At 34.5% G+C, this 13,272-nt stretch carries 13 protein-coding genes; 12 read left to right on the forward strand and 1 reads right to left on the reverse strand.

Features of this window, described 5'->3' with window-relative positions:
* The first annotated feature begins 24 nt into the window (after positions 1–24).
* The 3 genes from HSACCH_RS02190 to HSACCH_RS02200 all read left to right on the forward strand — a co-directional run bounded on the left by HSACCH_RS02190 (position 25) and on the right by HSACCH_RS02200 (position 2,676).
* On the forward strand, positions 25–1,125 hold the full coding sequence (locus tag HSACCH_RS02190) for an iron-containing alcohol dehydrogenase family protein (RefSeq protein WP_005487499.1): 1,101 nt from the start codon (positions 25–27) through the stop codon (positions 1,123–1,125).
* Between the two features lie 179 nt (positions 1,126–1,304).
* Entirely contained in the window at positions 1,305–2,024 is a 720-nt protein-coding gene (locus HSACCH_RS02195) for a hypothetical protein (protein WP_005487501.1), read from the forward strand.
* 10 nt (positions 2,025–2,034) lie between these two features.
* Positions 2,035–2,676, forward strand: a complete 642-nt coding sequence (locus tag HSACCH_RS02200) for a YczE/YyaS/YitT family protein (protein WP_005487502.1) — start codon at positions 2,035–2,037, stop codon at positions 2,674–2,676.
* Positions 2,677–2,745: 69 nt separating this feature from the next.
* Here HSACCH_RS02200 and ahpC read toward each other — a convergent pair whose 3' ends face one another.
* The gene (gene ahpC / locus HSACCH_RS02205) at positions 2,746–3,309 is read right to left on the reverse strand and encodes an alkyl hydroperoxide reductase subunit C (RefSeq protein WP_005487504.1); all 564 of its coding nucleotides are present in this window, start codon (positions 3,307–3,309) and stop codon (positions 2,746–2,748) included.
* A 212-nt stretch (positions 3,310–3,521) separates the two neighbouring features.
* On the opposite strand from ahpC, the gene hydF reads away from it, so the two are divergent.
* The 9 genes from hydF to HSACCH_RS02250 all read left to right on the forward strand — a co-directional run bounded on the left by hydF (position 3,522) and on the right by HSACCH_RS02250 (position 13,270).
* Positions 3,522–4,760, forward strand: a complete 1,239-nt coding sequence (hydF, locus tag HSACCH_RS02210) for a [FeFe] hydrogenase H-cluster maturation GTPase HydF (protein ID WP_005487505.1) — start codon at positions 3,522–3,524, stop codon at positions 4,758–4,760.
* A 59-nt stretch (positions 4,761–4,819) separates the two neighbouring features.
* Positions 4,820–6,250, forward strand: a complete 1,431-nt coding sequence (locus tag HSACCH_RS02215; RefSeq protein WP_005487507.1) for an aspartate ammonia-lyase — start codon at positions 4,820–4,822, stop codon at positions 6,248–6,250.
* Between the two features lie 98 nt (positions 6,251–6,348).
* Positions 6,349–6,699: a DUF3147 family protein gene (locus HSACCH_RS02220; RefSeq protein ID WP_005487509.1), complete on the forward strand. Its 351-nt coding sequence runs from the start codon at positions 6,349–6,351 to the stop codon at positions 6,697–6,699.
* A gap of 140 nt (positions 6,700–6,839) precedes the next feature.
* Positions 6,840–7,778 carry an NADP-dependent oxidoreductase gene (locus HSACCH_RS02225; protein WP_005487510.1) on the forward strand — a complete coding sequence of 313 codons (939 nt, stop codon included), beginning with the start codon at positions 6,840–6,842 and terminating at the stop codon, positions 7,776–7,778.
* Between the two features lie 115 nt (positions 7,779–7,893).
* A complete protein-coding gene (locus HSACCH_RS02230) occupies positions 7,894–8,670 on the forward strand; it encodes an enoyl-ACP reductase FabI (protein WP_005487512.1) in 777 nt (258 codons plus the stop codon).
* 273 nt (positions 8,671–8,943) lie between these two features.
* Positions 8,944–9,690 (forward strand): flavodoxin family protein, encoded by a 747-nt coding sequence (locus HSACCH_RS02235; protein WP_005487514.1) that lies wholly within the window; start codon positions 8,944–8,946, stop codon positions 9,688–9,690.
* A 78-nt stretch (positions 9,691–9,768) separates the two neighbouring features.
* Positions 9,769–11,307, forward strand: coding sequence for an ABC transporter substrate-binding protein (locus HSACCH_RS02240; protein ID WP_005487516.1), 1,539 nt, complete (start codon positions 9,769–9,771; stop codon positions 11,305–11,307).
* 131 nt (positions 11,308–11,438) lie between these two features.
* A complete protein-coding gene (locus tag HSACCH_RS02245) occupies positions 11,439–12,377 on the forward strand; it encodes an ABC transporter permease (RefSeq protein WP_005487517.1) in 939 nt (312 codons plus the stop codon).
* 17 nt (positions 12,378–12,394) lie between these two features.
* On the forward strand, positions 12,395–13,270 hold the full coding sequence (locus tag HSACCH_RS02250) for an ABC transporter permease (RefSeq protein WP_005487519.1): 876 nt from the start codon (positions 12,395–12,397) through the stop codon (positions 13,268–13,270).
* Positions 13,271–13,272: the final 2 nt, after the last annotated feature.

Below are 13,272 nucleotides of genomic sequence, written 5' to 3' on the forward strand. Positions count from 1 at the left end.
AAAAGCAAAGGAAGTGTTTTAGATATGCATTTAGTAATGGGATCTCCCAATAGATACATGCAGGAAAAAAATATTTTAGCAGAAGCCGGTCAGCATATTGCTCCCCTGGGTAACAAGGCTTTACTAGTAGGTGATGATACTACATTAGAAGTAGTAAGAGAAAAACTTCATAATAGCTTAAAAGAAAATGGAATCACATTTAAAGAAGAGGTTTTTGGGGGAGAGGTAACAAAAAAGGAGTCGCATAGAATAGCTGATTTACTTGAAAATGATAAATTTGATTTAATTATCGGTATAGGTGGGGGTAAGGCGATTGATACAGCTAAAGCTGCAGCAGCTTTTTCAGATCGAAAACTAATCACAATTCCTACAATTGCTTCAAACTGTGCTGCCTGGACTCCTTTATCCGTTTTTTACGATGAAAATGGTACTTTTGAAGAATATATTATTTTTCAATATAGCCCGACTTTAGTTTTAGTAGATACTGAAATTATAGCTGATTCTCCTTTGAATTATTTTAAAGCTGGAATTGCAGATACAGTGGTTAAATTTTATGAAGCTCGCGCTTCTGCTGCAGATAAAGAAAAAAATGTTCCAACAAGAGCAGCTTTAAAGATTGCGGAAGAATGTAAAGATGTTCTTTTTGAATATGGAGTTAAAGCTGCAGTTGATCTAGAAGCAAAAAAAGCAACTAAAGAATTAGAAAAAACTATTGATAGTATCATTGCACTGGGAGGAATGGTTGGTGGTATTGGTGATAATAACTGTCGTATTGCGGCAGCCCATGCTGTTCATAATGGTTTAACAGTTCTTCCTGAAACACATGATTTTTTACATGGAGAAAAAGTAGCTTTTGGCAATTTAGTTCAGCTGCAGCTGGAAAATTATGAAGCTGAATTTTATGAATTATTATCTCTGCTCAATAAATTAGATCAACCAGTTTCGCTGAAACAATTAGGTTTGGAAAATGTGACTGAAAAAGATTTGGCTAAAGTTGCTGCTAAAAGCTGTATTCCAGAAGAATCTATCCACAATTTACCTTTTGCAGTAACTGAGAAAGCTGTTCTAGAAGCTATTATAAATGCTGATTATAAGGCTGAAAAATTTCTTGCAGAATTGAAATAGAACTTTATAGAAAAAATAATGATCAAATTTTTGGTTTTCAGGCTGCTGTTAAGCAATAATTCAGCAATATTCTTTGCCCTAAAGACTTGTTTTATTGAATATTAAATGTTAAAATTTGATAGATGAAATGTTAATTTAATTATAAATAAGTAAATGTTAGGATATAGGAAGGTGCAAAAATGAAGGAAAAGTTTATTGCTGATTTAAAAAAGACAGGAAAAAATGGAGTAGAAGATTTATTATCTTATTTAGAAGAAATTGATTTTTATGAGAAACCTGCAAGTATCAGACACCATTTAAATGTAACTGGTGGTTTATTGGAACATACTGAAAATGTTAAAAAAGAATATTTAAAGCTTAATCAAGAAACAAATGCAGGTATTCCCTGGGAAAATATTATAATTCAAGCATCGATGCATGATCTTGAAAAATGCTTTGCTTACACCTCGGAGATGCAGCACACTATTACTGATGGTCAAAATAATTTTTTAAGAAGTTTAGTTAGAGATAATATGGATTTATATAATACTTATGGACTTGATAAATATGTTGAGAATAAGGAATTTATTATTTCTAAAGAGTATGCCAGTGATTTAATAAAATGGTTTAAAGATGGAAGAAATATCGCTCCACCTGATGTGAAAAGTGATTGGAATTATAATGAAGAGAACTTACCATTAAACCATTCTATGAGGGCAATACTGGAGGCTTCAAAATTTATTGAGCTGGAGCAGCGAGATGTGCTTGCTATTACTTATCATATGGGACCTTATGGCCCTTTTGATGAGCGGAAAAGATCTAAGGCTGAAGAACTTTATCCTGATGTAAGGCTTCTCCATTTAGCTGATTCTATAGCTACTAAGAAAGAAGATATCGAAGAAGCACTAAAAAATGACTAGGAGACTGGATATGTATAATTTTTCTATGAGAATGTTGAGATTGTTTTTTGGTTTATTTCTTTATGCTCTTGGAATAGTTGTTACCATGAATGCAAATATAGGTTTTGCGCCCTGGGAAGTTTTTCATAAAGGAATAGCAAATATTTCTGGATTTACAATTGGACAAATTTCTATAATGGTCGGTTTTTTGATCTGTATTTTAGTTTTATTAATGGGGGAAAAATTAGGTTTGGGAACACTTTTTAACATGCTGATGATTGGTATTTTTATAGATGTAATTATGTTTCTTGATTTTATACCTCATATAAAATCTTTTTACTATGGTGTCCCAATGCTATTTTTGGGATTACTAATTATTGCTACTGCTTCTTTTTTCTATATATCTTCAGCTTTTGGTGCTGGTCCAAGAGACAGTTTGATGGTTGCTATAGAAAAAAAGACTGGTTTCAGTTCAGGTCTATCAAAAGGAATAATTGAAGCTGCAGTAGTATTAGCAGGCTGGTTTTTGGGTGGCCCGGTAGGTTTAGGAACGGTAATTGCAGCTTTTGGAATTGGAGTTTGTATTGATCTTGTTTTTAAATTGTTTGATTTTAGACCCTCAGAAATAGAACATGAAACTTTTGCTAAAACATACTCTAGAATTTTCGAATAAAATAATTGATAGACTAAAAAAGCCACCTCTCATTTTATAATGATTGGTGGCTTTAATAATTTTCTTATTTTATATTTTTCCTACCAGATCAACTCCTGGCTTAAGAGTTTTGTTTCCTTCCTGCCATTTAGCTGGACAAGCTTCATTCGGATTTTCTCTTACATATTGAGCAGCTTTTATTTTACTGACAATAGCACTGGCATCTCTTCCTAGATTTCCAGCATTGATTTCTACTCCTTGTACAATTCCATCTGGATCAATAATAAAAGTTGCACGATCAGCTAAGCCTTCTTCTTCAATTAAAACGTTAAAGTTTTTGCTAAGCTCATGCGAAGGATCTCCTACCATTACAAATTCAATTTCATTGATCGTTTGTGAATTGTCATGCCAGGCTTTGTGGGTATAATGAGTGTCAGTGGAAACAGAATAGACTTCAACTCCAAGTTCTTTTAGATTATCATATTGACTTTGTAAATCCTTGAGCTCAGTTGGGCAAACAAAGGTAAAATCAGCTGGATAAAAAACTACTACACTCCACTGATCTTTTAAATCTTCCTCAGTAACCTCTAAAAATCGATTATTTTGAAATGCTTGAGCTTTAAATGGTAATACTTCTTTTCCTACTAATGACATAATATGTACCTCCTATAGTTTTATTATAATTTATTTATCAGTATTGATAACTGTTATCAAATAATATTATTACACATTATAATTTGTCTGTCAAGTCGATTTATAAAATAAGTAATAATTTTAATTTAGATAAATTAATTTCTATGATACAATAAACTAAATTAATAATTAATAAAATGATAATTTATTTAATATAATATGAGGTGAGCTAAATGCAGGAAACACCAAAGGGTAATCGTCCTCACATTGGCGTATTTGGAAGAAGAAATGCTGGTAAATCAAGTTTGATTAATAGTTTAACAAACCAAGAACTGGCACTTGTTTCTGATGTTCCTGGTACGACTACTGATCCAGTTTATAAAGCAATGGAATTACAGCCTTTAGGACCAGTGATTATGATTGATACAGCAGGAATTGATGATAGTGGTCAGTTGGGAGAATTAAGAGTTAAAAAGACACTGGAGATTATTAGAAAAATTGATTTAGCAGTTTTAGTTATTGATCCAGAACATGGAATAGAGAATTATGAGAAAGATTTACTAAACAGATTTTTTGATGCTAGCACTCCTATTGTACCTGTAATTAATAAAGTTGATCTTAACTTTGATCAGGATAATATTCTTAGCAAAATAAAGACTGAATTTAAGCTGAATCCAGTAATGGTTAGTACAATTGCTGATTCAGGAATAGAAGAATTAAGGGAAGAAATAGTAACTAGAATGCCTGCAGATACAGAAGAATCATTTATTGTCGGAGATTTAGTTAATCCAGGTGATACTATTGTTTTAGTAACTCCAATTGATCTTGCTGCTCCAAAGGGGAGACTAATCTTACCCCAGGTTCAAACTATTCGCGATATTCTTGATCATGACGGTATAACAATGATCTGTAAAGAAAGAGAATTAAAACTTACTTTAGATAAATTAAAAGAAGATCCTAAACTGGTAATTACTGATTCACAGGCATTTATGAAGGTTGATGCGGATGTCCCAGAAGATGTACTTTTGACTGGATTTTCTATTTTATTTGCTCGTTACAAAGGTGATTTAGAAATTTTTTTAAGAGGGGCGAAAAAATTAGAAAATTTAAATGCAGGAGATAAAATTTTGATTGCAGAAGCCTGTACTCATCGTCGACAGGCGGATGATATTGGAACAGTTAAACTACCAAGGTGGATGCGTTCAAAAGTTGGGGGTGATTTAGAATTTGATCATGTTTCTGGCAGGGAATATCCAGAAAATTTAACTGACTATGATCTTATCTTGCACTGTGGAGCTTGTATGTTGAATAAAAAAGAAGTGATTTCACGACTCAAAGAGGCTGATAGTTTGGGAGTACCAGTGATTAATTATGGAATGGCTATTGCTCAGCTTCATGGTATTCTAGACAGGGCTTTAAAACCATTTGCTTCTGCTTATAGAATGTGGATGGCAGAAAAGAAGAAAAATTAGCAAGAAACAATAAATAAGGTTTTAGGCTAATTATGTAAATTGTTATTTGGGAGGAACCCATGTTTAAAAATCTAAATCAAAAAAATAATGATTCAATTCGAGTTGAAAAAGACAGTATTGGTAAAAAAGAGATAGCAGCTGATTCTTACTATGGGATTAATACTATCAGGGCACAAGAAAATTTTAATATAAGTCGTCAAAATATTCACCCTGAGTTAGTTAAAGCAATTTCAATGATTAAAAAAGCAGCAGCGCTAAGCAACTTTGAACTGGGATTATTAGATGAAATCAAAAAGAATGCTATTTTAGAGGCCTGTGATGAGATGATTGATTCTAATTTAGCCGAAAAATTAGAGTTAGATGCTTTTCAAGGTGGTGCAGGTACTTCAACAAATATGATGGTAAATGAAGTTATTGCTAACCGAGCTTTAGAAATAATGGGAATGCAAAAAGGGGATTACGATATTATTCATCCGAACGATGATGTTAATAAAGGACAATCTACTAATGATGTATATCCAACTGCCTTAAGAATTGCTGTCTTAAAATTGCTTGGACCTCTTACTAAATCAATTGCTAAATTACAGGAAGTTTTACAAGTTAAAGAAGAAGAATTTTCTTCGATAATTAAATTAGGTAGAACACAGCTGCAGGATGCAGTGCCGATTACTTTAGGACAGGAGTTTTCCGCTTATGCTGAGGCGGTTAATAGAGACCGCTGGCGTTTATATAAGATAACTGATCGTTTAAAAAAGATAAATCTTGGTGGTACAGCAATTGGAACGGGCTTAAATACCTCTCATTCATATATTTTTAAGATTGCCAAACATTTAAGAAATTTTACTAGTTTAAGTCTTTCTCATTCAGAAAATATGATTGATATTACTCAAAATATGGATATATTTGTTGAAGTATCTGGCTTATTAAAAGCAGCTTCAGTAAATTTAAATAAAATAGCCAGTGATTTAAGACTTTTAGCCTCTGGACCTACTGGGGGAATAGGGGAAATAAAACTTCCAGCTGTTCAAGCTGGATCATCTATTATGCCAGGCAAAGTAAATCCTGTAATTTGTGAGATGATAAATCAGCTATCAATTGAGATTATTTGTAGTGATCAGGCTATTACTATGGCAGCAAGAGATGGTCAATTAGAATTAAATGCATTTTCTCCAATAATTGCTCAAAAACTATTAAATATGCTGGAAATGATGAAAAAGGCAATTGATAAATTTAATAATAAATGTGTTAAAGATATTGAAGTGAATTCAGATAAATGTAAGCAGATATTAGATAATAGTCTGGCTATTATCACCAGTCTTGTTCCCTATATTGGCTATGAGCAGGCCAGTGATTTAGCTAAAGAAGCGGTAAATCAAGATAAAAAGCTTATTGATTTTATCAAAGAAAAAGATATAATCAGCAACTCAAAATTAGATAAAATACTAAAGTTAGAAAACATGACATCTCCAGGTAATAATCTGTCAGAGTAAAAATCTCTGTTCTGAATTAATTGAGACAGTTTTGTTAGTTTGAAATAGATTTTTTTTATTTTTTAATTCACATCATTAATAAGAGGAGATGTATTTCTATGCTTTACTTGACAATTAAAACAATAATTTCTGCAGTTATTATTGTAGCTGTATCAGAAATTGCTAAAAGGAGTTCTTTATTTGGAGCTATTTTAGCTTCTTTACCGCTTGTTTCATATTTAGGTATTATTTGGCTTTATATTGACACTGGTAGTAAAAATCAGGTGGCTCAATTATCAAAAAGTGTTTTCTGGATGGTAATTCCTTCTCTTTCATTTTTTATAATTTTACCAGTATTATTGAAAACTGAAATAAATTTTTATCTGTCATTATTAATTGCAACAGCAATAATGGTTGCTGTATATTTTGCAATGATATTTATACTGCAGAGAGTGGGAATTAATATCTAATGTTTGTCCATATCCTTAACCCTAAAATATTTGATATTAAAAATTTGCTATGATATAATTAATGATAATGATAATCGTTATTATTCCGAGAATTATTTTAAATAATGTGAGATCAAAAATAATTAAAAGAGGTGTTAATAATGAAAGCAATTGTTATTAATCAATATGGAGACAAAAATGAATTAAAAGAAGAAGAATTAGAGAGACCAGAACCGGAAGCTGATGAAGTGTTAATTGAAATACATGCAGCAGCTGTTAATCCTATAGACTGGAAGTTAAGATATGGATATTTAGAAGATAAATTTGCATTTGATTTTCCTATTGTTTTAGGCTGGGATGCAGCTGGAATAGTAACAGAAGTTGGGAAAGATGTAAGTTCCTTTAAGGAAGGGGAGCGTGTTTTTGTTCGCCCTGAACTCACCAATCGAGGTACTTATGCTGAGTATACTACAGCAAAATCGGATTTAGTAGCCAAAATTCCAGAAAACATTAGTTTCGAAGAAGCGGCAGCTGTACCACTTGCTGGACTAACTGCTTATCAGTGTCTTGTAGATGTTGGCAAATTGGAGTCAGGCAATAAAGTCCTGATTCACGCTGGTGCTGGTGGTGTCGGTAGTTTTGGAATTCAAATAGCCAAAAATATGGGGGCTTATGTGGCGACTACAGGCAGTACTAAGAACGTTGAATTTTTAGAATCCTTAGGCGCTGATGAGGTCATTGATTATACAAAAGATGACTTCTCACAGATATTAGAGGATTATGATCTGGTTATTGACACCCTTGGTGGAGAAATACAAGATAAAAGTTTAAATATATTGAAAAAAGGTGGAAAATTGGTCTCAATTGTTGGAGAACCTGATCAAGAAAAAGCAGATGAACTTGAGATTAATGCTCAATCACATTGGTTAATTCCTGATGGTGAAGAACTTGCAAATCTAGCTGAAATGATGAAAAATCAAAATTTAAAGCCTGTTGTAGGAACAGTCTTTCCTTTTTCAGAACAGGGTTTAAAAGATGCGCATGAGTTGAGTGAAACCCATCATGCAAGAGGAAAAATCGTCATTAAAGTACGTTCCTAAAGGGCTTATACCGGATATTGCAATTTATTGTTAGCTTCTGGACAGTCTATTAATAGACTGTCTGGAGGTGTTTTTTATTTGAAAATAAATAGAAATATTATGGGAGGTAATTACTATGGCTGAATTAATGTCAGGAAAAAAAGGAATAATTATGGGGGTAGCAAATAAAAAATCAATTGCCTGGGAGACAGCAGAGAGATTAAAAGCAGAGGGAGCAGAACTTACTTTTACCTATCAAAATGAAAAAATTGGAGAAAAGGTTATCCCTTTATTTAAAGAAATTGGAGCTAAAAGCTATCATAAATTAGATATCACAGATGATCAGGAATTCGAAGAAGTCTTTGAAAAAATTGGCGAAGAATTTGGAGGTCAATTTGATTTTATTGTCCACGCAATTGCAGGTGGCCCCAGTAAAGAAGATCTAAAAGGGAAATATATGGATACTAATCGCAGTAGTTTTCTGCGCAGTATGGAAATAAGTGTTTACTCCTATGTTAAAGCCCTCCAGCTGGCTTATCCGTTTATGAAAGAAAAGGGAGGAGCAGCAGTTACTCTGACATACTACGGTGGAGAAAAAGTGATTCCTAATTATAATGTTATGGGAGTTGCCAAAGCCGCCCTGGAATCTTCAGTTCAATATCTGGCTGCAGATCTTGGTCAGGATAACATTAGAGTTAATGCCCTGTCACCGGGTCCGATTTTAACCAGAGCTGCCAGTGGTATTTCTGATTTTAGAGGCTTAATGAAAAATTTCAAAGAGAAATCTCCCATGAGAAGATTGGTTGAACAGGAAGAAGTTGCTGCAAGTGCTCTTTATCTACTTAGTGGTTTATCAAGCATGGTAACAGGAGAGGTTCTTCATGTAGACGGCGGTTATCACATTCAGGGTTAGTCATTTTAAAATTATTAGTTTGTGAAAATTATATAAAATTAGCATCTCAATTGGAGATGATTTACCCTCAGATAAACTTCATTTTATCATTTGATAATGAATTTTTTTTGAGGGTTTTTGATTGAATTATCAATAGTTATATATGTAATGTTGAAAAGATTTCTTAGTATTGAGTTTAAATATGTTATGCTTGTAAAATACTTATCAATATATTATAATTAGTTTAACATAAACGTGGATAATGAATATCTAAGTTAATGAGGAGGCTGAAAAATGGAGTTGAATGAAAAACAAATTAGGTTATGTGAAGAAAACAACGAAGATTTTTCTGATTTAAAGGCTTTATTTATTAACTGTACTTTAAAAAAATCACCTCAGACCTCAAATACAAGGGGCTTAATGGATGTAGCAAAGGCAATTATGGAAAAGAATGAGCTTGAGGTCGAAGTGGTGAGAGCAGTTGATTATGAAATTGCTCCTGGAGTCTGGCCTGATATGACAAAACAGGGTCTGGAAAAGGATGACTGGCCTCAGATATTTGAAAAAGTTATGGCAGCGGATATTTTGATTTTAGGAACTCCAATCTGGCTGGGGGAAAAATCTTCAGTCTGTCAGCGGGTGATTGAGAGATTATATGGTCAATCAGGAGAACTTAATGAGAAAGGACAGTATGCATATTATGGTCGAGCGGGTGGTTGTATTGTAACCGGAAATGAAGATGGAATTAAACACTGCGGGATGGGTATTCTCTATTCTCTACAGCATCTTGGCTTTACTATTCCGCCTCAGGCAGATGCAGGCTGGATTGGTGAAGCTGGACCGGGCCCTTCTTATTTAGATGAGAATTCAGGTGGACCGGAAAATGATTTTACCCAAAGAAATACAACCTTTATGACCTGGAATTTAATGCATCTGGCTAAGATGCTTAAAGAAAATGATGGAATTACTGCCCATGGCAATCAGCGCAGTGCCTGGGATGCTGGCTGCAGTTTTGATCATCCAAATCCAGAATATAGATAGGAAATGAAATAAGAAAATATTTAAACTTTAAAGTTAATTTCTGTTAATAGGAAGAAGAGAGAATAGAAGGAGGCCAAAATGTTAAAAAATAAATATATATTTATTTTTATAACTATTGCTTTGTTATTGAGTCTTTTAACTGCTCCGACAGCTGCCCAGAATGACAGTTTAAATATCGCTATTCCCGGTAGGGCTCAGACACTTGATCCAGCCTACCTGCAGCGGGTTTTATCTGACTGGCCAGTTATGAATTCAATTTTTAATGGACTGGTTAAATATAAGCCGGGGACATTTGAGGTAGTACCTGATCTGGCCAAAGAATGGGAGATTTCGGAGGATAACACAGAAATTATTTTTCAGCTAAAAGAGGGAATAGAGTTTCATAAAGGTTATGGAGAATTTACTGCTCAGGATGTTAAGTTTTCTTTTGAAAGAATAATCGCAGAAGATGCAAATTCACCAGAAGCACAGTCATTTATTAATCTGGAAAGAGTCGAAGTTGTCGATCAGTATACAGCGAAATTGATTCTTAGTCAGCCAATGGGAAGACTTTTTACTTCTACTCTGCCCTTTAATGCAGGTCTAATTGTCAGCAAAAAGGCAGTTGAAGAGATGGGAAGAGATGAATTTGCCAGTAATCCGATTGGTACTGGCCCCTATGTATTTGAAGAATGGGATGTCAATAATAATATAACCCTTCAGAGAAATGATAGTTACTTTGAAGCAGGGGCTGAATATGGCGAAATAGTATTTATGCCGATGTCTGACCCTACATCTCAGGAATTGGCTTTACAGTCAGGAGAGATCGATATTGGACAGCTTACTCTTGATAATTTTGATCAGATAAGTCAGATGGAAGAGTTTGAGGCTGAAATTTATCCAGATCTTGCAATTCAGTATGTGGCTTTTAATACTAGTCAGGAGCCATTAAATAATAAAAAATTAAGAGAAGCCTTAAGATATATAATTAATCCAGAAGAGATTTTAATTGGTGCCTTTGCTGGCAAAGCAGAAAGAGCTTACTCTATTTTACTTGAAGATATGACTGGCTATTGGCAGGCGCCAGCTTTTAAATTGGAAGAAGTTGGAGAAGATTATGTTTGGAATCTGCTGGCAGAAGCTGGTTATCCAAAAGGAGAGGGACTTGAATTAGAATATGTAACTGATGCTAATGAAGAAAGAAGATTAATAGGAGCTCTAATCCAGGATCAGTTATCACGTTTTAATATTGATTTAAATGTAGAAGCCCTGGAGGTTGGACCAAAAATTGATCGTTGGCAGGAAGGCAGTTATGATATTACCTATGCCAGATTTACCAATACTGTTGACCCAGGATACAATTTCCAGTGGAATTTAACTGAACAGATTGGAAAATGGAACCTGTTTCACTGGTCAAATGAAGAATATGATAAGCTCTGGCAGGAAGCTGAAACTACCCTGGACAGCAATCTGCGGGCTGAGAATTATAAAAAAATGCAGCAGCTGATGAATGATGACTCGATTGGGATCTGGGTTACTCATGGAGTTAAAACTCCTGCCTGGACTACCGAAGTTGACCCGGTATTTTCTCCTGATGGAGTAATTTTACCCTGGTTAATAACCAGTAGTGAAAAATAGAAACAACAAAACCTGAATCTGAATTAAAACATTCGGGTTCAGGTTTTATTCAAATGTCTATTTTGAACCCAAAAAATTTAAAAAGCCAAAAAAGCTTTATTTTTCAAATTTGAAAGCTGGAGGATTAGCATATGTTTATTTATATCACAAAACGCCTCTTATGGGTGATTCCTACTATTCTTACAGTCTTATTACTGTTATTCAGCCTCAGTTATTTACTACCGGGAGATCCCGCTGATATTATACTTGGTCCAAGAGCTACTCCAGAAATGGCTGCAGAACTTGAGAGTCGACTTGGGCTTGATAAACCCTGGTATCAGAGTTATCTAATCTACTTACAGAATATTATTAAAGGTGATCTCGGGACTTCAATTTTTAGAGATCGCTCTGTTTTAACAGTTATCTTAGATGTTCTGCCCTATACAGTTATTTTAACCCTGTCCGGGATGGGACTAGCTGTTTTTAACGGGATTTCTATCGGCCTGCTGGCAGCAAATTATAATAACAGTTATTTTGAAAAGTTTTTAACTATACTTTCATTTATCACAGCTTCAACGCCAACCTATATTGCAGGAGTCTTATTGATTGTTATTTTTTCTGTTAATTTTAATTTAATACCTTCAATTGGGATTGGTGATGGTGGAATTTTAAGCAGCCTGCGCCACTTAATTGGACCGGCTTTGGCACTATCTGTTGGCTGGACCGGTTATATTGCTCGTTTAACCAGAAGTTCAATGCTCGAAACTCTTGATCAGGAGTTTATCCAGACCGAAAAATCATTTGGTATTCCCCGTTATTATATTCTTTATAAATATGCTTTAAAAAAAGCAATAAAACCAATCATTGCAGTTATTGGACTTGGTATCGGCAGATTGCTCGGGGGAGCGGTCTTTGTGGAAGTGATCTTTAATCGTCCAGGTCTGGGCAGATTAATTGTGGATTCGGTTAATGAGCGTGACCTTCCTTTAGTTAGAGGAGGAGTTTTAGTTGCTGCCCTTTTATTTGTAATTGCAAATTTAATTGCAGATATTTCATATGCCTTTTTTGATCCCAGAATCAAACAAAAATAAGCAGCTGGAGGTTTAAGATGTTTAAAAGCCAGAAATTTTTTCGCTTCAAAAAAAAGAGTATCAGAGTAATTAAAATAATGAAAAAAGATTATAAGGCCTATCTCGGCGGCTCAATAATCCTGCTGATTTTAATTTCAGCTATTTTTGCACCTTTAATTGCTCCTGCTGATCCTTATAAAACCAAAGTGACTAAACGGTTGGAAGGTCCCAGTCTGCAGAATTTATTGGGGACGGACAGCCTGGGCAGAGATATTTTAAGCCGCCTAATTTATGCGGCTCGACCTGCAGTTTTAGTATCTTTTGGGGGCATAATCATTTCAGTTATCATCGGAATAATTCTGGGGCTACTAGCAGCCTATGTTGGAGGAATTATAGAGAGTATAATTTTATTTATCTTTGATGTGATCAGGGCTTTTCCGCCTATTATTCTAATTTTAGTTCTGCTTTCTATAATTGGTCCTTCATTATTAAGTGTAATAGTTATTCTGGGAGTGACCATTATGCCCCGCTATGGGAGAGTGGTTAGAGCAGAAACTCTTTCTGAAAAGGAAGAGGATTTTGTTGAAGCAGCCAGATCACTGGGAGCAGATAACTCCCGCATAATTTTCAAACATATTTTGCCCAATATATTTGCTTCCGTCCTTGTTTTAAGTGGAATGGATATGGCCTCAATGATTATGTGGGAGGCGGGACTTTCCTTTTTGGGGCTGGGTTTACAGCCTCCTTTGAGTAGCTGGGGAGTAATGCTGCAGGAGTCATATCAGTATATTCAGACTGCCCCCTTAATGATTCTCTGGCCGGCTTTGGCAATAATGATGACCATGCTCGGCTTCTCGACTTTTGCTGAGAGCCTGCGGGTGGCTTTAAATCCAAAATTAAACCAGGAGGTATAAGT

This window comes from Halanaerobium saccharolyticum subsp. saccharolyticum DSM 6643 (assembly GCF_000350165.1).
GTDB classification, from domain to species: Bacteria; Bacillota; Halanaerobiia; order Halanaerobiales; family Halanaerobiaceae; genus Halanaerobium; species Halanaerobium saccharolyticum.